The sequence below is a fragment of the Streptomyces sp. NPDC093064 genome, from assembly GCF_044754605.1.
In the GTDB taxonomy this organism is placed as follows: Bacteria; Actinomycetota; Actinomycetes; order Streptomycetales; family Streptomycetaceae; genus Streptomyces.
The window spans coordinates 283,021-301,977 of sequence record NZ_JBIVPK010000001.1 but is presented as its reverse complement, the minus strand read 5'-3'; the positions used below and the strand labels follow the sequence as shown (position 1 = coordinate 301,977).

Below are 18,957 nucleotides of genomic sequence, written 5' to 3'. Positions count from 1 at the left end.
CACCGATAAGCACTGCACGCAATGACCGTTGCACATATTGCAACGATTCTGAAGGGGGCTCGATGAGCACGGAAGCGCTCGCCCGGCTGGCCGAGGAACGCGTCGACCACCGTTTCAAGGGCCTCCCGCCGGACGCGGACGGCCTGACCGTCGGCGAGCTGACCGCCCAGCGCCGCAACCTCTTCACCGACGGCTTCACGACGCCCGTGCTCGCCCTCTCCGCCGAGCGCCTGGAGCACAACCTGAAGCTGATGGAGACCTACGCGGCCCGCCACGGCCTCGCCTTCGCCCCGCACGGCAAGACCTCCATGGCCCCGCAGCTCTTCCACCGCCAGCTGGAGCACGGCGCCTGGGGCATCACGCTCGCGGTGCCGCACCAGGTGCGCGTGGCCCGGGCGTTCGGCATCAGCCGGGTCTTCCTGGCCAACGAGCTGGTGGACCCGGCGGCCCTGCGCTGGATCGCCGCGGAACTGGCCGCCGACCCCTCCTTCCGCTTCATCTGCTACGTCGACTCCGTGCACGGGGTGGAGCTGATGGACGCGGCGCTGGAGGGTGCCGCCCGCCCGGTGGACGTGGTCGTCGAGCTGGGAGCCGGGGAGGGCGCGCGCACCGGTGTGCGCACGGAGGCCGAGTGCGCGGCGGTCGCCGACGCGGTGGCGGCCACGGACACCCTGCGTCTCGTCGGGGTCGCCGGTTACGAGGCCGAGGTGCCGCAGGCCGACCCCGAGCGGGTGCGGGCGTGGCTGATCCGGCTCGTCGGCCTGGCCGTGGACCTCGACAAGGCCGGGAAGTTCGCACGGGCAGAGGAGATCGTGGTGAGCGCGGGCGGCAGCGCCTGGTTCGACACGGTGGCCGAGATGTTCGCCGACATCCCCGAACTCTCCCTGCCTGTACTGAAGTTGCTGCGTTCGGGCGCGTACGTCTCGCACGACGACGGGCACTACCGCAAGATCACGCCCTTCAACCGCGTCCCCGAGGAGGGCGCCCTGGAGCCCGCCTTCCGCCTCTGGGCGCAGGTGGTCTCCCGCCCCAGCCCCGAACAGGCCTTCGCCAACGCGGGCAAGCGGGACGCGGCCTACGACCTCGACCTGCCCTTCGCCCAGGTGGTGCGCCGGGACGGCGCCGAACGCCCGGCGACGGGGATCGAGGTCACCGGCCTGTCCGACCAGCACGCCTGGCTGAGCACCGCCTCCGGGGCGGAACTGGAGGTCGGCGACTGGGTCGGCCTGGGGCTCTCCCACCCGTGCACGTCCTTCGACAAGTGGCCGCTCATTCCGGTGGCCGAGGCGGACGGTACCGTCGTCGCATACGTCCGTACGTTCTTCTAGGGGCTTCGGGAGGCGCCGCCATGGACCCCGTGGAGCTCGCCGACTACGCCGGTCTCGTCATCCGGGACGCGGACGTGGCCGACGGCACCGGCGCCTCCTCCTACCGCGCCGACGTGGCCGTCAAGGACGGCAGGATCGTCTCCGTCGTCAAGGAGGCCGCGGCGGCCGGCTGCCAGCGCCCGCGGGCACGGCGGGAGCTGGACGCGGAGGGCCTGGTGCTGGCCCCGGGCTTCATCGACATGCACGCCCACAGCGACCTCGCCCTGCTGCGCGACCCCGACCACAGCGCGAAGGCGGCGCAGGGCGTCACGCTGGAGGTCGTCGGACAGGACGGGCTGTCGTACGCGCCGGTCGACGACCGCACCCTCGCCGAGGTGCGCCGGGCGATCAGCGGCTGGAACGGCGACGGCGACGACATCGACTTCACCTGGCGTTCGGTGGGCGAGTACCTGGACCGTCTCGACCACGGCTTCGACGGCGAGGGCATCGCCGTCAACGCCGCCTATCTGGTCCCGCAAGGCACGGTCCGCGCGCTCGCCGTCGGCTGGGAGGACCGCGCGGCCACGCCCGAAGAGCTGGACCGGATGCGGCGGTTGGTCGCCGAGGGCATGGAACAGGGCGCGGTCGGCATGTCCGCCGGGCTCACCTACACCCCCGGGATGTACGCGGGGGACGCCGAACTGACGGAGCTGTGCCGGGTGGTGGCGGCGCACGGCGGCTACTACTGTCCGCACCACCGCAGTTACGGCGCCGGAGCGCTCGAGGCGTACGCGGAGACGGTGCGGCTCGCGCGCGAGGCGGGCTGCCCGCTGCATCTGGCGCACGCCACCATGAACTTCGGCCCGAACAAGGGCCGCGCCGGCGAACTGCTGGCCCTCCTCGACGAGGCACTCGCCGCCGGCGCCGACATCACCCTGGACACCTACCCCTACACCCCCGGCTGCACCACCCTGGTGGCCCTGCTGCCGAGCTGGGCGGGCGAGGGCGGCCCGGAGGCGGTCCTCGGGCGGCTGGCCGACGAGGACACCGCGGAGCGGATCCGCCACCACCTGGAGGTGACCGGCTCGGACGGCTGCCACGGGGTCCCGGTGGAGTGGGAGACGATCGAGATCTCCGGGGTCACCGTCCCCGCGCTCGCGCAGTACGTCGGCCTGACGGTCCGGGAGGCGGCGGCCCTGCGCGGCGAGGAGCCCTGGACCACCGCCCGGCGGCTGCTGGTGGAGGACCGGCTGGGCACGACGGTCCTCCAGCACGTCGGCCACGAGGAGAACGTCCGGGCGATCATGCGCCACCGCGCCCACACGGGCGGATCCGACGGCATCCTGCGGGGCACCAAGCCGCATCCGCGGGCCTACGGCACCTTCCCGCGGTACCTCGGCCGGTACGTACGGGAGTTGGGCGTGCTGTCGCTGGAGGAGTGCGTCGCGCACCTCACCGGGCGCCCGGCGGCCCGGCTGCGGCTGCCGGACCGGGGTGTGGTCCGCGAGGGGTACCGGGCCGACCTGGTCCTGTTCGACCCGGCCACGGTCGCGCCGGGCTCGACCTTCGAGCGGCCGCGCGCGCTGCCGACGGGGATCCCCTACGTCCTGATCGACGGCCGGTTCGTGATCGAGGACGGACGGCGCACCGACGTACTGGCGGGGCGGGCGGTCCGCCGGACCTAGGCCCTGTCGTCAAATTCCCGCCCGCCCCGCCCTGTGGTTTGCCGGTCAGGGCTTGGGCAGGGTGCAGCCGCTCCTGGTCAGGTCGAGCTTGTTGCCGGCGCCGAAGCAGGCGGGGATCTGGTAGGTCTGCTCGGCGTAGTTGATGCCCTGCCGGACGGTGATGGTGCCGCTCGCGTCGACCTCGCACGGGTTGTTCACGGTGCAGCGGCCGCCGCTCTCGTTGCCGGTGTTGTTGACGGCGACGACCTTGCCGGTGGCGGTGTCGATGACGGGCGAGCCGGACGTGCCGCCGATCGTGTCGCAGGCGGAGGTGTAGCGGACGGAGTCCTTCCAGGTCCAGTTCCCCTCCTTCAGGCGGTAGACGAAGCCGTCGATGTTGCAGCTGTAGATCCGCTTCCAGTAGCCGGAGACCACCTTGATGGCGGTGCCGGCGACGGGGTGGGTGTCGCTCAGGGGCAGCGCGTTGATGCCGTAGGAGCTCTTGATCTGCGCGTAGGTGCTGGTGAGCTGGTAGATCGTGACGTCCGTGTCGGTCATGGTCGAGTAGACGACCTTGTTCGCCCGGAGCGTCCCGACCTGGGTGCCGGCCGAGTTGAGCAGGCCGAAGGTGCGGCTGGATGTCTGGCCCACGATGACCTGGCCGGGCGACGGGAAGCCGGTCTCCAGGCAGTGGCCGTTGCTGAGCACGAGCGCCGGGTCGCCGTCCGCGGAGCCGGGGAGACGGACGACCGAACCGGAGCAGTTGCTCAGCGCGACGGTGCCGGCGAAGTCGACGGCCGCCAGCGCGGGACTCGCGTCGGCCGTCCCCTTCGCAGGGGCGGACGCCGCGCCGCTGGTCGGGGTGGCGGCGGCCGCGGGTGCCATGCCCGCCCCGGTGATCACCAGGGTCGCGAGCGCGGCAAGGAGAGGCTTGTTCATCTGTGGGGGTCCCCTCTTCAGACGTGAGGGACCGGAGATCTTCCGGTCCCGCTGTCTTGTCATGTGCATTGTGATGGCACGAGGGGTCGGCCACAAGAAGTCGGGGGCGGTCGGCGGAAGATGGAGCGCGCTGAGCGTCGGCGGGGCCGGCGAGGGCACCGCACCGCCCTCTCGTGCGGCCATTCGGCGGATTCTGACCACACGGGAGTTTGATTGACGCCGCGTCACAGTCGAATACCGCATACGGCTGGCATCTTGATGGCTGCCAATTCCGGTTCCCCGAAGGGCTCTCAATGCAAGCACAGTCCACCAAAAGCGCAGCGGTCCCCACACAGTCGTCGTCCAAGAAATGGGAGGCGGCCGAATCACCGTACTCAGGCCGCTTCGCCGGCATCTGGTGGATCTGGGCCATGGCGGGAACGCTTTTCGTGATGTACGCGACGCTGTCGCTGCACCTCCACCATCGGATGATCACCAGCAGCTATGACCTGGGAATCTTTGATCAGGTCGTCCGCTCCTACGCGGAAGGGCACTTGCCGGTCTCCGAAGTGAAGGGCCAGGGCTTTCCCGTCCTGGGGGATCACTTCTCTCCCATCCTTGCGCTGATGGCGCCTTTGTACTGGGTGTGGCAGGGAGCGGAAACGCTTCTCGTCGTGCAGGCCGCTCTGATCGCCGTGAGCGTGGTCCCGCTGGCCCTCTGGGTACGTCGAACCCTTGGCATTCCGGCCGCCGCCGTGATCGGCGCCTGCTACGGACTGTCCTGGGGAATCGCCAGCGCGGTCGGCTACGACTTCCACGAAGTCGCCTTCGCCGTACCGCTCCTGACCCTCTCGCTCACCGCCCTGGGCAACGACCGGCTCGTCGCCGCGGGGTGCTGGGCCCTGCCCCTCCTGCTCGTGAAGGAAGACCTCGGGCTCACGGTTCTCGCCATCGGTCTCGTCATCGCCCGGCGCGGCAACCGCAGGCTCGGACTGTTCGCGGCCGCGATCGGTCTCGCCGGGGCGGCACTCGCGCTCTTCGTGATTCTGCCGGCGTTCAGCCCGAACGGGGCCTTCGCCTACTGGTCCCTGTTGCAGGGCTCCTCCGACGCCACGGCCGGAAGCGGTGCGGGCGGTCTGCTGGACCTCCTCCACCGGGGCACGATCGGTCTCGTCACCCCGCTGACCAAGGTGACGACCCTCCTCCTGGTGCTGGCTCCCACCCTGTTCCTGGCGCTGCGGTCCCCCCTGCTGTGGGTCGCCGTGCCGACCCTGGTGTGGCGCTTCGCGTCCAACAACGGCCTGCACTGGGGGACCGGCTTCCACTACTCGCTCATCCTGATGCCGATCGTGTTCGCGGCGTTCATCGACGCCCTGGTGCGGCGCGGGACGAGCGGGCCCAGTCTGCGGCGTTACCTCGCCGGCTCCGCCGCGATCACCCTCGCGATCCTTCCGAGCTTCGCGTTGTTCCAGCTGTTCCAGCCGGACACCTGGCGGACCGATCCCCGTGTCGCCGTCGCCCGTCGTCTGATGAACTTCATCCCCGACGGCGCCACGGTCCAGGCGTCCGACCATCTGGTGCCCCAGCTGACCAACCGCACGAGCGTCAGCATCTACGGCGCCGAAGGCAACCGCCCCAACCCTCAGTGGATCATGGTGGACACCTGGGCTCCGGCCGAGGCACGAGGGTGGCTGGGCGCCCCGCTGAGCGCCGAAGCCGAACAGCAGCACCTGACGGCCGACCGCCAGAGAGGATACGAGCTGGTGGAACTGCAGGACGGCTTCGCACTGCTGCACCACCGCGACTGAGACGACCACGCCCGCATACCGGCCGAAACGCAACGAGATCCGACGAGCAGCGCCAGTAATGCCAAAAGTGATCAAATCCTCCGTCTCACGTGATGGAAAACTCCCCACAATCGGTGCCACGTGGCCGTAAGCTCGCGGACATGCAGGTGATCCAGTCCACGAAGCTCGCCAACGTCTGCTACGAGATCCGGGGCCCCGTACTCGAGGAGGCGATGCGGCTGGAGGCGGCCGGTCACCGCATCCTGAAGCTGAACACGGGCAACCCGGCGGCGTTCGGCTTCGAGTGCCCGCCGGAGATCCTGGAGGACATCCTCCGCAACGTCTCGACGGCCCACGGCTACGGCGACGCCAAGGGGCTGCTGGCCGCCCGGCGCGCGGTCGTCATGCACAACCAGACCCTCGGGATCGAGACGGACGTCGAGCACGTCTTCATCGGCAACGGCGTCTCCGAGCTGATCGTGATGGCCATGCAGGGACTGCTGGACGACGGCGACGAGGTCCTCGTGCCGGCGCCGGACTACCCCCTGTGGACGGCCGCGGTCTCCCTGTCCGGCGGCACCGCCGTCCACTACCGCTGCGACGAGCAGTCCGACTGGATGCCCGACCTCGCCGACGTGGAGCGCAAGGTCACCGACCGCACCAAAGCGATCGTCATCATCAACCCCAACAACCCCACCGGCGCGGTCTACGACCCGGCCGTGCTCAAGGGGCTGACCGACATCGCCCGCCGGCACAACCTGCTGGTCTGCTCCGACGAGATCTACGACAAGATCCTCTACGACGGCGCCACGCACACCCCGACCGCGTCGGTCGCGCCGGACCTGCTGACCCTGACGTTCAACGGCATGTCCAAGGCGTACCGGGTGGCCGGCTACCGGGTGGGCTGGATGTCCGTCTCCGGCCCCCGCGCGCACGCCGAGTCCTACCTCGAGGGCCTGACGATCCTGGCGAACATGCGCCTGTGCGCGAACATGCCGGGCCAGCACGGCGTGGTGGCCGCGCTCAGCGGGCGGCAGAGCATCAACGAGCTGGTCCTGCCGGGTGGGCGGCTGAAGGAGCAGATGGACGTCGCCTACGAGCTGCTCACGCAGATCCCGGGCGTGACATGCGTACGCCCGAAGGGCGCGCTGTACCTCTTCCCACGCCTGGACCCCGCGGTCTTCAAGATCAAGGACGACCGGCGGATGGTCCTGGACCTGCTGCGCCGCGAGAAGATCATGGTCGTCCAGGGCACGGGCTTCAACTGGCCCGAGCCGGATCACTTCCGGGTCGTCACGCTGCCCTCGGTCGGCGACCTGCGGGACGCGGTGGGCCGGATCGGCACCTTCCTGGACGGCTACAGCCAATCCTGACGCTCACGTTCGGTACCCCTACGGACCGGTTCCGCGAACGGCCTCAACTTTAGACGCGTTCTAAGCTAGGATGTCTTCTGTCAGAGCACAGGAGGCCATCCCATGTACGAACCGATCCGCACCGGGCCCCCCGGCAGGTCCGTCCACGGCCCGATGGCCGGCACCACCTCGGACTTCCCCCACCGCTCCCGCGAGGAGGAGCTGGACATCCAGCTCGCGGGCCATCTGGCGGCGCTGCTCGCCGTCACGGACGAGCTGCGCACACTGACCCCCTCCACGGATCTGGACACCGCGGCCGAGCGGCTCGCCGAGCAGGTGGCCCGGCTGGGGGGAGGCCATGCTCCGGCCCGCGCGTCGGTGGCCGCCGTCCGCGAGCCGTCGGCGCTGCACCAGCGGGCGCACGCGCTCGCCGGCCGCGCGCTCGTCGTCGCCGCCTCCCGGGCGGACACCGTGGCGGCGATCCTGGCGGCCGAGCGGATGGACGCCCATGCCGCTGCCGCGCAGAGTGAACCGCAGAAGTTCAGCGGCGCGGCCCATTAGCCCTCCACCGAGGGCTTCCTGATCGGCCCCGGTCCGCGTGCACCCGCAGCGACACGCAGACCGGGCGCCATGACACCGGAGCCGGCCTTCTCCGCCGCGGGGTAACAGCACAGCCGCGGCGAACCGACAGGCTGCGGCAGGGGGTCCACGGCACCAGTCACGGTGAACACCGTCTCCCCCAGGGCCCGACCTTTCTCACGGTGTGAGCTTGATCAGGTCGAGTGCGTGGTCGGGATGTGACCGGTAGTGATCGACTGCAGCGGCGTGGTTGCGCCAGCCGGCGAGTTCGGCGAGGGCCTTGTTGTACAGGCCGGCCATGGCGCGTGGCGGTCGTGGCGACGAGGGGCGGCGGAGATCAAGGAGGATGGCACACGGACGCGGCTTCGGTTGTGATCAACGGCCTTCAAACGCCTTGATCATCCGAGGCCGCGTCTCGTTTCACCAACGCCGTCAAGCCGACACCACACCTACTCCGCCACTACTGACTTTGGAAGCGTGAAGTCGTTGGGAGCTGACGGGGTGTGATCGTCGCGGCAGGACGTCAGCACGGACGGTCTTCGGTCGGTGGGGCCGGTGTCCCTGCCCAGGCTGAGCGAGAAGCTGTTTGCGGTACTGGAGCAGGAACTGCGCCCTCCGGCAGGGACTGCGCCAGGTCCAGCACCAGCCCGACCTCATCGACGGATGCCTTACCGGCACCGGACTCACCCTGCCGACACCACACCTACAACGTCATTAACGAATGTGGCATGACGACACATTCGTTAATGAGTCCCTCAAATGGCAGATCCAGGCTCAAGCGTGACGGCTCCAGGACGATCACCTAATACATGATCTGTTTTGGCGCGTGCGTCGGCTCGGCCGAGAAGTTTCAGCGATTCGCATTGCCCGGACTGCAGCGCATCTGCGAACCGGATAGCGTCATGATCGAGTGCTCCTCGGAGACATCGATCTTCGAGGCGTACAACAAGGTGCTCGACGAAGCGCGGGGCCGGAAGGACCTGGAAGCACTCGTGCTGCTGCATGAGGACACCGAGATCGTGGATGACGGTTTCGTCAAGAAGATCCGAGCGCGGCTCGACGAGCCTGATGTCGGCGTGATCGGGGTGGTCGGGGGGCGAGGGGTGAGGAGCCTGTCGTGGTGGGACTATCACCCCGCGGGGCATGTGGTCGAGACGAGGGGCCTGATCGACTTCCAGGATGGCGGCTGCGATGTCGACATGGTCGATGGCTTGATCATGGTGCTCTCGCCGCGCGCCGTGCAGCAGCTACGCTTTGACGAACAGGCGTTTACCGGGTTTCACGGCTACGACGCTGACATCTGTTTCCAGGCGCGCCGTGCTGGGATGCGCGTCGTTGTCGACGATCTCGAGGTGATTCACCACACCAAGGGCGGCTACGGAGATCCGGCCGCATTCTTGGCTGCTGACCGCGCGTTTCGCGCGAAGTGGATCGCGGGGGCAGAGCAGGCCGCGGGCACACGGGCCCATCGCGTCGAGGAGTTGGGCGTGTACTACGAGGGGGACCGGCCAGACCTCCGAGCGCTCGTGCCCCAGACAGCGCGTCGAATTCTCGATGTCGGCTGCGGAACTGGTTCCCTCGGCGCCGCGCTTAAGACGGAGTTGGGGGCGTGGGTCGCCGGGGTTGAGCTCTTCCCGCAGGCGGCTGAGATCGCGGCGGGGCGTCTCGACGAGCTGATCGTCGCCGATCTCGATACCGTCTCGGACCTACCTGACAATCTCGATGCCGCCCTCTTCGGCGATGTGCTCGAGCATCTGCGTGATCCGGCCCGACTGCTGTCAGTCGTTCGCCGCCACCTCGCCCCCCAGGGCGTGATCATCTGCTCAATCCCCAACGTCAAGCACTGGACGGTGCTTGCGCCGCTACTGGTCCAGGACCGCTGGCACTACGAGGATCAGGGGCTGCTCGATCGCACCCACATTCACTTCTTCACGCGGCACGAGTTCGACCAGATGCTGACCGCCACCGGCTTCGAGCCAGTGAGCGTGGCGTGCCACGAGGTGCCGCTGCCCGCCAGCCTTGAGCCACTGGTGGACGTCGCCGTCGGTCTCGGGGCGGAGCGGGTTGAGACACACCGTCGCCTCAGCGCCTACCAGTACCTCGTGGTCGCGCGCCGTCGCTGAGCGCCGGGGGCCGCTCGCCAAAGGGTGTCTTGGCGGTCGCCGGAAGGGCGGCCGCAAGGATGGCGTCCCACTCGTCTTCGAAGCAGTTGCTCGCCCTCGGCCACGGCCGGCGGTGCGGTCCCCTCGCGCGCTCGCGGCCGCGACGGCGGGAGTACGGCGCCCGCCACAGTCGGCAGCGCGCCCGCCACGTAAGCCGCGCACCCCGGCCACTCTCCCCCGGCCCGGTTCTCCCATCTCGGACACCAGCCGCAAGGTATGGGCCGGGGTCGGCATTACTGACGTTGTGGGTGTGGTGGCGTCAGGGTGAGTCCGGTGCCGGTAAGGCATCCGTCGATGAGGTCGGGCTGGTACTGGACCTGGCGCAGTCCCCGCCGGAGGGCGCGCATCAGGTGGGCGGGGCCGGTGAAGGCGGTGTCGGCCTGGCAGCGCCTGCGGAGCAGGGACCAGATGCCCTCGACCGGGTTGAGCTGCAGCGCGTACGGAGGCAGGTAGTAGACAGTGACCCAGTCCTGGGCGTCGATGAACGCGCGTAAGCGACGGTCGCGGTGGACATTGAGAATGTCCCAGACCAGGACGATCGGCTTGCCGAGCTGCTGGTGGGCCCTGATGAGCAGGTTGCGGTAGTCCGTCCACGCGAAGCTGCGTCGCCCGCCCGCCTTGTGGTCCGGGTGGACCATGGGCCGGTAGATGAGCCGCGAGCGCGCGCCGGGTTTGTAGCAGGCCAGGGCCGCGATCGAGATCCGGCGCTGGGAACGTCCCCTCACCGTGATGACCGGGGTGTCGCCACGACGGGACCAGGTGCGGGCGGTCGGCGGCGTCATCGAAAAGCCGGCCTCGTCCTCGAAGACGAGGTAGGCATCGTGCGCCGCCGCGCTGCTTCCACGTGCGGGAAGGTCTCCTTCACCCACCCGGCCACGGCCACGTCATCCCGCTCGACTGCTCGCCGGGCCGGGACCTGGTGACTCCAGCCGTGACGACCCAGCATCTGGGAGATACCCGAGAGCGTGAACGACTTGTGGAACCGCCGCCCGATCAAGGTCTTGATCCGGGCCAGTGTCCAGGTCTGGTCCGGCCAGCCGTGCGCGACCGGGCCCTTGGCCAACTCCTGCTCCAGTACCGCAAAAAGCTTCTCGCTCAGCCTGGGCAGCGACACCGGCCCCACCGACCGAAGACCGTCCGTGCCGACGTCCTGCCAGGCCCGGCGCCACCGCTGAACCGAACGCACGCTCACCCGTAAGTCCTTGGCGACCTCCGCGTTGGAGGCACCGGCGCCGAACCGTTCGGCAGCCTCCATCCGGATCCGCTCACGAAACGTCTGTCGTTCAGGCGTCAGCCCACCACCCTGCGGATACCTCATACAAACGGCATACCGCGACGGTCACACCCCGACAGCCCCCAACGACATCACGCTTCCAAAGTCAGTAACGTGACGCCTCGCCATCCGGCAACGCCCGAGCCCAGATTGCGGTCAGACGTCAAGCTCAGATGTTGATGTCGAAGAAGAAGAGCTGCACCAGGCGGTGGGTGCCGTGCTCCCCGGCGAAGTGCTCGTACGACGTGGCTGAGTGCATGAGTTTCGCGTCCCAGATCACCAGCCGGTTGTACTGGCCGGAGATCGACTCGACCAGCTCCCAGTTGTCCTCGTGCTCGAGGTTGTACGGGTCGTAGACGACCGAGCGTGCGGCCTCGACGGCCTCGGGGCTGCCGAGGCGCGCCGCTTCCATCGGGTGGGTGGGCGCACGCCGGCAGCCGTGGGTCTTGTCGCGCCAGAAACTGGTGCCGGCACCGGCAGGCGGGTTCGGGTTGAGGTAGATCGCGGCGGCGTAGCTTTGCGCGTCGTGGTGCCAGACCAGCGGGTCGTCGTGCGCGGTCTGCTGGAAGACGCCATTGGCGTTGTGGCTGAGCCATTCGGTGACCGGAGTGCCGAGCAGCCGCGAGAACTCCTCGCGCAGGCCGGGCCAGAGGAACCGGTGGTCGCTGCGCAGACCTTTGTAGTAGTGCGGTTCGGCGTGGTATCCGGCGCTGAGCGCGATCTTGCGCACCTCGTCCGGGTCGTCGAGGAAGTCGTCCACGGAGAGCAGGTGCGGTGGGGTGGGGGTGAACAGCCGCTTGGCGGCGGGCTTGCGCTGCGCGCCCTCAAGGGTGTCGGCGGGAACCACGATCGGTAGCTGCGCCGCGCCACTGGAGATCAGGTAGCCACCGTCACCGTGGTCCTCCAGCACGACGGCGACCTCACCGCCGAAGTTGACCTGCTCCCCCGGATTGAATGGCATGGTCACACCTTCTTCGCCGCACCCTGACTGACGCTCGAAGATTACGGGGCAGTTCCTCGCAAATGCTGGATTTCACCGCATAATTACCCACATCGGCGCAAGTGCCATCCAGGCCAGGGTTCGAACGTTCACCGTCGAACGGGTCTACGCTCCGAGTGACCTGACAGTACGTCAAGTCAGTGGCCCAACTCGATGAACGCACTCGCGAGCACTGGGGCGTGGAAGCCCTTGCACCGCCTACGCGACATGACCCTGCGCGAAGACGTCTCGAAGAGCCACACCCTGAGAAAGCTCGCGTCCCGCCGTCCTTCTTGCGTACATTCGAGTGGTCTGCACGCCCCACATGCCTGCCAAATGGCGACGTTGTCAATACGGCCTCGTAACGTCGGGGGAAATACGGCCGGTTGAGATCAACCACATCCGTCCGTCCTTTCCATTCCACGAGATGTGACAACGTGAAACGCAGGCGATTGTGGGCAGCGCCCGCCGGTACGGCAGCGGTTTCCAAGGGCTGCGACGGCGAGGCCGGAATGCAATTCGGCCGTGCCGTCGCAGCCGATCCCACGCTGCCTCCCCAGGCACCGGAACGCCTCCGCAACTCCGTACGCCCCGCACCGACATCGAGCCACGCAGGGAAGACCAGATGACGTCGACCGCGACACCCAGGTTCTCCGTCTTCACCCCCAGCCACCGGCCCCGTTTCCTCGATGAGTGTCTCGCGTCGCTGCAGGCGCAGACCTGTCCGGACTGGGAGTGGATCGTCCTGCTCAACAACGGTGCCCGGTGGCGACCCGAGCGCCCCGACGACCGGGTCCGCGTGGAGATCGCGGACGACGTCCAGGGGGTCGGAGCGACGAAGCGCCGGGCCTGTGAACTGGCGCGGGGCGAGATCCTCGTGGAACTCGACCACGACGACCTGCTGGCGAAGGCGTGTCTGGCCGAGCTCGGCAAGGCGTTCGACGCCCACCCCGAGGCCGTCTTCGTCTACAGCGACACCGCGCAGATCACCGAGAACGGCAAGCGGGACGACGATCGCTTCGACGCGAGGTTCGGCTGGGAGTACCAGGAGGTGAAGGTCGACGGCCGCAAGTACTTGCAGGCCATTTCCCTGGCGCCGACGCCGCACAACATCGCCTACATCTGGTACGCGCCCAACCACGTGCGGGCGTTCCGCAGGAAGAGCTACGAGAAGGCCGGCGGGTACGACGCCGCCCGAGCGGTCCTGGACGACCAGGACCTGATGTGCCGGTTGTTCCACGTCGGCGACTTCCACCACATCAAGCGCTGCCTGTACCTCCAGCGGGTGCACCCGGCGAACACCCAGCGCGATCCGGAGATCAACGCACACATCCAGAGTGAGACGGTCAACTTGTACGACAAGTACATCGAGGCCAACGCCCTCGCATGGACCCAGCGGCGCGGGCTGCTGGCGCTGGACTTCCAAACGGGCGGCCGCAGGCCGCCCGGCTATATGGGCGTGGGCCCGGCCCCGGGGAAGAACGTGGACATCGTCGCGTCCCTGCCGGGGAAGCTGGACCTGGCCGACGGCTCCGTCGGCCTGGTGCGGGCGGTCGACTTCCTCCCGCACGTGCCCTCGAAGGTGCCGTTGATCAACGAGCTGTACCGGGTGCTGGCACCCGGCGGCATGCTCCTCAGCCTGACGCCCAGCTCCGACGGCCGCGGCGCGTACCAGGACCCGTCGCACGTCGCCCACTACAACGAGAACTCCTTCTGGTACTACACCGACGACCAGTACCGCTCGATGGTGCCCGAACTCGAGGCCCGGTTCCAGTCCTCCCGCCTGGTCACCTACTTCCCGACCGAGTGGCACTCGAAGAACAACATCTCCTACGTGGTCGCCAACCTGATCGCGATGAAGGAAGGCGCCGCCCGGTGCGGCGGACTGCTGCTGGTCTAGGACCCGCGGAACAACAGGCGCCCGGTGGACCATGAGGTTCCACCGGGCGCCTCTGACATCCTGGGGCCCGACTCCTGCCGCCTCAGACCCCGACGAATTCCCTTGAGCGCAGGTGGCGTCGTGCGAAGTCGAGATTCTCGATCACACGCTCGCGGTGCTCGGGGGGCAGCTTGCCGCCTGCCAGCAGGCGTTCACAGCATTCCTCCGCTTCCTGGTACTCCCCGACCCAGTAGGCGGACACCGCGAGTTCGTCGAGTGCGCGCCACTCGTACCAGTCGGACGCGACGAACAGGTGGTCGTCGCTCGGATACGGGAGGCGTGCCGCCTCTCGCGCGAACAGGTGGGCGAGTGGCCAGCGCTGCCCGTTGAGGCGGCACCAGCGCGCGAGTTCGCCGAGCGCTTCGGCGCGTTTGGGGCGGCTCTCGTGCGCACCGAGGTAGCGGTCCATCACCTCGGCCGGCGGCCGCCCCAGCTCTTCGGCGAACAACGCCGCGTACAGACGGGAGCAGAAGACCTCCTCGTCCCAGCCGCCCATGCCCGCCCGGCGGTCATAGGCTTCGATCGCCTTCTCGAGCTCACCGGCGCTGCGCCAGGTCTGGGCCAGGTAGAACACATAACGCTCGTTGTCAGGCTCCTTGATCAGGCCCTGCTGGAGGATCTCTGCGTCTCCCAGGTACTTCTCCCGCGGGCTTTTACCCCTGCTGCGTCCCCCTCCGCCCACGATGACGATGGTGGCGCCTTCCAGATTCCCCTGGGTGTACTGCGAACCGCAGTCGAGGTACTCGTGCAGGACGCCGACGTAGCGCCACGGCAACTTGGTCGAGACCAGGGCGCGGCGCCGGTATCTGATGCGCCCGCTGCTGACGCCGACCCAGTAGGCGTCGCGCGTCAGCTCCGGCATTCGAGGGCCGGGCGCCACGTCCATCACGTCGTCGGCGTCCATGAAGAGCAGGTAGTCCGCAGCGGCGCGGGCGAGTTCGATCGCCTCGGTACGGCTGCCGTCGAACCCCTTCCAGGGCCGTTCATGCAGTTCGCCGGGCAGGTCGCTGTAGGCGTCGCGGATGATGTCCTGCGTGCCGTCGGTGGAGCCGGTGTCCACGATGACCCAAGTGTCGATCAAGGGCCGTACGGATTCGAGACAACGCCGGATCACCGCAGCTTCGTCCTTGACGATCATGTTCAAACAGACCGTTGACTTCACGGGTCCCATCCAATCCAGCCGCTGAAAGCCACGCAAAGAGGCTGGGCCGAAACCATTCTCACGGCTCGTGCATCCGAGTGGTCTGAACGGCCCGGGCGCCTGCCGAATCGCTCCACGATCGGGACGGCCTCGTAACGTCGGTGCCGACCACCTATGACAGGCCAACTCCATCCGTCCGCCACCCTCCACGAAAAGTGACACAGTGAAACGTACGAGATTGTGGGCAGGACTCGCCGCGGCCACGACGGTTGCCACCGGGGTGGCCGTCTGGGCGATTCACTCCCCGTCGGCAGGGCCGTCGGAATCCAGGGCCGGTTCAGTGGCCGGGAACGCCAAGTCGGCAGACTCGCTTCTGCGGTCCGCCCTTCAGCGCCAGGTCAGCCGGGATCCCCTTGGGGCTGCCCAGGACTACCGGCGCGTCCTGGAAATGGACCCCAGGAACAAGAACGCCTGGTACGGCCTCGGGGTCATCGATCAGCAGTACGGCAGGATGGCGGATGCCCGCACAAACTTCGAGAAGGCTCTCGAAATCGATCCGCACTTCATGTCCGCTCTCTACAGCGAGGCGTACATGCTGAGATCGAGTGACCCCGACCGGGCCATTGAGCTGCTCGGGCGTGCCGCTGCCGTCGATCCGAAGGCAGCCGCGGTCCATCTGCAACTGGGTCAGCTCCTGGCGGCGAAGGGCCGCAAGGGCGAGGCCGGGGACGCGTTCCGTCGTGCGGTCGCGGTCGATCACAAGCTCCTCTCCCAAGTGCCGGAAGAGTTGCGGGACGCCGCGAGCCGATGATTGCCCGGCGACTCCGCAGGCGCCCGGCGGACCCTGAGGTTCCGCCGGGCGCCTGCTACGTGCGTCGGGTGCTCGTACGCGCCGCCGCGGCCCGGGCGGCGAACTCGGGCTCCTTCAGCGCCGCCGACAACTGGTCGTCCCACGGAGCGAGGGGGACGAGGCCGGCCCGCAGCCAGTTGCCGTGACCGAGGACACCGAAAGCCGGGCGGGCGGCCGGCCGTGGGAACTTGTCCGAGCCGACCGGGCGGATCCGCTCGGGGTCGAGCCCGCCGAGCCGGAAGATCTCCCGCGCCAGGCCGCACCACGTGGTGCGGCCGGCCGCCGTGCCGTGATAGATGCCGGCCGGTGCCCGTCCGGTCAATGCGGCGCGGCCGAGGGCGGCCAGCTGCCGGGCGAGCGCCCGGGACCAGGTCGGCTGGCCGTGCTGGTCGGCCACCACGTCCAGCGTCTCGCGCCGGGCGGCGAGTTCGAGCATGGTGGCCACGAAGTTCGGGCCATGCGCGCCGTAGAGCCAGGCGGTGCGCACGATGTAGCCGGTGTGCGGGAGGAGTTCGACGACTGCCCGTTCCCCCGCCAGTTTGCTTCGCCCGTACGCGTTCACCGGCCCCGTCGGCGCCTCTTCGGGGTACGGCCGACGGGCGTCGCCCGGAAACACGTAATCCGTGGAGATGTGCAGCAGGATTGCGCCGCTGTCCGCGCAGGCGTGTGCGAGGTGGCGGACGCCCGTGCCGTTCACGGCTGTTGCCGCGGTCTCGGACCGCTCGGCGCCGTCGACGTCCGTCCAGGCAGCGCAGTTGACGACGACTCGGTGACCTGTGACGGCTGCGCGTACGGCGGTCGGGTCGGTGATGTCGAGCTGCTCCCGCCTCAGTCCCGTCACCACGGTGTCCGGATCGGCGGCGAGTTCGGCCAGCACGTCCTGGCCGAGGAGCCCGTGTGCACCGGTCACCAGCCAGGTCGTGCTCATCGCAGCGCGGCCCTCTCCTTCAGCGGCTCCCACCAGGAGCGATGCGTGCGGTACCAGTCGACCGTGGCGGCCAGGCCGTCCGTGAAGGACACCTGCGGGGTGTAGCCCAGTTGCTCGCGGATCTTGCCGTCGTCCAGCGAGTAGCGCAGGTCATGGCCCTTGCGGTCGGCCACGTACTCGACCCGGTCCCAGCCCGCGCCGACCGCGTCCAGCAGCAGCCCGGTGAGCTTGTGGTTGGTCAACTCGGTTCCGCCGCCAATGTTGTAGACCTCTCCGGCCCGGCCGCCGCGCAGGACCAGGTCGATGCCCCGGCAGTGGTCGGAGACGTGCAGCCAGTCGCGGACGTTGCTGCCGTCGCCGTACAGGGGGACCGTTTTCCCGTCAAGCAGGTTGGTGATGAAGAGCGGGATGACCTTCTCGGGGAACTGGCGGGGCCCGTAGTTGTTCGTGCACCGGGTGACGACCACGTCCAGACCGTGGGTGCGGTGGTAGGCGAGAGCCAGCAGGTCGGAGCCAGCCTTCGAGGCGGAGTAAGGGGAGTTCGGTGCCAGTGGCCACCCCTCGGTCCACGAGCCTTCGCTGACCGAGCCGTACACCTCGTCGGTGGACACATGGACGAATCGGCCGACGCCGTGCCGGTGGGCCGCGTCGAGGAGCACTTGGGTGCCCATCACATTGGTGCGGACGAACGGACCGGCCCCGTCGATCGACCGGTCCACGTGCGACTCGGCAGCGAAGTGCACCACCGCGTCGTGGCCCGCCATCACCTGGTCGACCACGTCCGGATCGCAGATGTCGCCCCGAACGAAGGCGTAGCCCGGGTGTTCCGCCACCGGTGCCAGGTTCGCCTCGACGCCGGAGTAGGTGAGTTTGTCGAGGACGGTGATCCGCGCCGTCGGATCCGGGTCCAGCCGCCGCCGGACGTACTCCGAACCGATGAATCCGGCACCGCCGGTTACGAGGATGCGCATCATTCTCCGATTTTCTTGCTGCCCGCGACTTCGGCACCGGGGTCTCCTGCCGGTTCCGGAGTCGCGTGCGCGGGCACAACGCGGACGGCGCCCCGGAGCCGAGGCCCCGGGGCACTGTCACTCATTCGCGGGTGAAGCCGGCGGCCGCTACGGCACCGGCGATCGCCCGGGGGTTACGTCGGGTGGACGCAGACCACGTACGCGACGATGTCGCCCGTGTTGTTCGCGGTGGTGGTGGCCTGCCAGCCGGTGGGCGGGTTGGTGCCCAATGGGAAGGTCTCGATGAGGTCGCCGTTCTCGGCCAGGGCACCGCCGCCGGTGGCGAAGTCACCGGTGTGGCAGGACGCGGTCACCGAACGCGTACCCGTTTCACTCACGACGTAGGTGGTGCCGACCGTACCCTGTGCGCCCTGAGCTCCCTGGTTGCCCTGGAAGCCCTGCGCGCCCTGACGACCCTGCGGACCCTGGTTGCCCTGCGCACCCTGACGACCCTGCGGACCCTGGTTGCCCTGCGCACCCTGACGACCCTGCGGACCCTGGTTGCCCTGCGCACCCTGACGACCCTGCGGACCCTGGTTGCCCTGCGCACCCTGACGACCCTGCGGACCCTGGTTGCCCTGCGCACCCTGACGACCCTGCGGACCCTGTGGGCCTTGCCTACCCTGTGGGCCCTGGTTACCCTGCGCGCCCTGCTTACCCTGTGGGCCCTGCGGACCCTGCTTGCCCTGTGGGCCCTGCTTGCCCTGTGGGCCTTGCTTGCCCTGCGGGCCCTGCTTGCCCTGTGGGCCCTGCGGACCCTGAGGGCCACGCTTGCCCTGATGGCCGCGCTTACCATGGTCATGACCTCGGTCATGGCCGCGCCCGCCATCTTCGCTCACAGCGTCACTCGGTTCGAGTCGCGCGGTGACCCTGTTGGCGTTGGACCTCTGGATCGCGTCGGCGATGGCCGTCGTGTTCGGAACAACGTTGAGCGCAACAGCGAGCGCCCCCGTCGACACCAGCGCGGCACGCTTCAGACGCGAACGTCGAATTGTTCTTCGGTTCAAGAGAGCTTCCCCAGAACTTGAAAGGACCCAAGGGCATACGCACGCGCGGAGGTGCTTTCTC

Annotated in this window: 18 protein-coding genes; 9 read left to right on the top strand and 9 right to left on the bottom strand. The window is 68.7% G+C overall.

Features of this window, described 5'->3' with window-relative positions; translation table 11 throughout:
• Window positions 1–62: 62 nt before the first annotated feature.
• Both ACIQFZ_RS01350 and ACIQFZ_RS01345 read left to right on the top strand, forming a co-directional pair.
• Window positions 63–1,328 carry an amino acid deaminase gene (locus ACIQFZ_RS01350; protein WP_402690356.1) on the top strand — a complete coding sequence of 422 codons (1,266 nt, stop codon included), beginning with the start codon at window positions 63–65 and terminating at the stop codon, window positions 1,326–1,328.
• A 20-nt stretch (window positions 1,329–1,348) separates the two neighbouring features.
• Window positions 1,349–2,992 carry an amidohydrolase family protein gene (locus ACIQFZ_RS01345; RefSeq protein ID WP_402690355.1) on the top strand — a complete coding sequence of 548 codons (1,644 nt, stop codon included), beginning with the start codon at window positions 1,349–1,351 and terminating at the stop codon, window positions 2,990–2,992.
• Window positions 2,993–3,037: 45 nt separating this feature from the next.
• Here the strand turns inward: ACIQFZ_RS01345 and ACIQFZ_RS01340 are convergent, their stop codons facing one another.
• Window positions 3,038–3,910, bottom strand: coding sequence for a serine protease (locus ACIQFZ_RS01340; protein ID WP_402690354.1), 873 nt, complete (start codon window positions 3,908–3,910; stop codon window positions 3,038–3,040).
• A 410-nt stretch (window positions 3,911–4,320) separates the two neighbouring features.
• Between ACIQFZ_RS01340 and ACIQFZ_RS01335 the strand changes: the two genes are divergently transcribed.
• The 3 genes from ACIQFZ_RS01335 to ACIQFZ_RS01325 all read left to right on the top strand — a co-directional run bounded on the left by ACIQFZ_RS01335 (window position 4,321) and on the right by ACIQFZ_RS01325 (window position 7,589).
• Window positions 4,321–5,697 carry a DUF2079 domain-containing protein gene (locus ACIQFZ_RS01335; protein WP_402690353.1) on the top strand — a complete coding sequence of 459 codons (1,377 nt, stop codon included), beginning with the start codon at window positions 4,321–4,323 and terminating at the stop codon, window positions 5,695–5,697.
• Between the two features lie 140 nt (window positions 5,698–5,837).
• Window positions 5,838–7,049, top strand: coding sequence for a pyridoxal phosphate-dependent aminotransferase (locus ACIQFZ_RS01330; protein WP_376651248.1), 1,212 nt, complete (start codon window positions 5,838–5,840; stop codon window positions 7,047–7,049).
• Window positions 7,050–7,151: 102 nt separating this feature from the next.
• On the top strand, window positions 7,152–7,589 hold the full coding sequence (locus tag ACIQFZ_RS01325; RefSeq protein ID WP_365432721.1) for a hypothetical protein: 438 nt from the start codon (window positions 7,152–7,154) through the stop codon (window positions 7,587–7,589).
• Window positions 7,590–7,784: 195 nt separating this feature from the next.
• Here ACIQFZ_RS01325 and ACIQFZ_RS01320 read toward each other — a convergent pair whose 3' ends face one another.
• Window positions 7,785–7,907, bottom strand: coding sequence for a hypothetical protein (locus ACIQFZ_RS01320; protein WP_365432718.1), 123 nt, complete (start codon window positions 7,905–7,907; stop codon window positions 7,785–7,787).
• Between the two features lie 509 nt (window positions 7,908–8,416).
• Here ACIQFZ_RS01320 and ACIQFZ_RS01315 point away from each other — a divergent pair.
• A complete protein-coding gene (locus ACIQFZ_RS01315) occupies window positions 8,417–9,730 on the top strand; it encodes a methyltransferase domain-containing protein (RefSeq protein ID WP_402690352.1) in 1,314 nt (437 codons plus the stop codon).
• Between the two features lie 272 nt (window positions 9,731–10,002).
• Here the strand turns inward: ACIQFZ_RS01315 and ACIQFZ_RS01310 are convergent, their stop codons facing one another.
• The 3 genes from ACIQFZ_RS01310 to ACIQFZ_RS01300 all read right to left on the bottom strand — a co-directional run bounded on the left by ACIQFZ_RS01310 (window position 10,003) and on the right by ACIQFZ_RS01300 (window position 12,003).
• A complete protein-coding gene (locus ACIQFZ_RS01310) occupies window positions 10,003–10,551 on the bottom strand; it encodes a transposase (protein WP_402690351.1) in 549 nt (182 codons plus the stop codon).
• Window positions 10,548–11,087, bottom strand: a complete 540-nt coding sequence (locus ACIQFZ_RS01305; RefSeq protein WP_365436199.1) for a winged helix-turn-helix domain-containing protein — start codon at window positions 11,085–11,087, stop codon at window positions 10,548–10,550. The genes ACIQFZ_RS01310 and ACIQFZ_RS01305 overlap by 4 nt, the downstream gene beginning before the upstream one ends.
• Before the next feature lie 124 nt (window positions 11,088–11,211).
• On the bottom strand, window positions 11,212–12,003 hold the full coding sequence (locus tag ACIQFZ_RS01300) for a DUF6445 family protein (RefSeq protein WP_402690350.1): 792 nt from the start codon (window positions 12,001–12,003) through the stop codon (window positions 11,212–11,214).
• 643 nt (window positions 12,004–12,646) lie between these two features.
• Here ACIQFZ_RS01300 and ACIQFZ_RS01295 point away from each other — a divergent pair.
• On the top strand, window positions 12,647–13,921 hold the full coding sequence (locus tag ACIQFZ_RS01295; protein WP_365773988.1) for a glycosyltransferase: 1,275 nt from the start codon (window positions 12,647–12,649) through the stop codon (window positions 13,919–13,921).
• 82 nt (window positions 13,922–14,003) lie between these two features.
• On the opposite strand, the gene ACIQFZ_RS01290 is transcribed toward ACIQFZ_RS01295, so the two are convergent.
• Window positions 14,004–15,098: a glycosyltransferase gene (locus ACIQFZ_RS01290; RefSeq protein ID WP_402690452.1), complete on the bottom strand. Its 1,095-nt coding sequence runs from the start codon at window positions 15,096–15,098 to the stop codon at window positions 14,004–14,006.
• Window positions 15,099–15,441: 343 nt separating this feature from the next.
• On the opposite strand from ACIQFZ_RS01290, the gene ACIQFZ_RS01285 reads away from it, so the two are divergent.
• The gene (locus tag ACIQFZ_RS01285) at window positions 15,442–15,912 is read left to right on the top strand and encodes a tetratricopeptide repeat protein (RefSeq protein ID WP_402690349.1); all 471 of its coding nucleotides are present in this window, start codon (window positions 15,442–15,444) and stop codon (window positions 15,910–15,912) included.
• A gap of 55 nt (window positions 15,913–15,967) precedes the next feature.
• On the opposite strand, the gene rfbD is transcribed toward ACIQFZ_RS01285, so the two are convergent.
• From rfbD to ACIQFZ_RS01270, 3 genes are all read right to left on the bottom strand, one after another.
• Window positions 15,968–16,879: a dTDP-4-dehydrorhamnose reductase gene (gene rfbD, locus ACIQFZ_RS01280; RefSeq protein ID WP_402690348.1), complete on the bottom strand. Its 912-nt coding sequence runs from the start codon at window positions 16,877–16,879 to the stop codon at window positions 15,968–15,970.
• The gene (gene rfbB, locus ACIQFZ_RS01275) at window positions 16,876–17,850 is read right to left on the bottom strand and encodes a dTDP-glucose 4,6-dehydratase (RefSeq protein WP_376398671.1); all 975 of its coding nucleotides are present in this window, start codon (window positions 17,848–17,850) and stop codon (window positions 16,876–16,878) included. The genes rfbD and rfbB overlap by 4 nt, the downstream gene beginning before the upstream one ends.
• 173 nt (window positions 17,851–18,023) lie before the next feature.
• Window positions 18,024–18,203, bottom strand: a complete 180-nt coding sequence (locus ACIQFZ_RS01270; protein ID WP_402690347.1) for a hypothetical protein — start codon at window positions 18,201–18,203, stop codon at window positions 18,024–18,026.
• Here ACIQFZ_RS01270 and ACIQFZ_RS01265 point away from each other — a divergent pair.
• Window positions 18,186–18,917, top strand: coding sequence for a hypothetical protein (locus ACIQFZ_RS01265; protein WP_402690346.1), 732 nt, complete (start codon window positions 18,186–18,188; stop codon window positions 18,915–18,917). The genes ACIQFZ_RS01270 and ACIQFZ_RS01265 overlap by 18 nt on opposite strands.
• The last annotated feature ends 40 nt before the right edge of the window (window positions 18,918–18,957 follow it).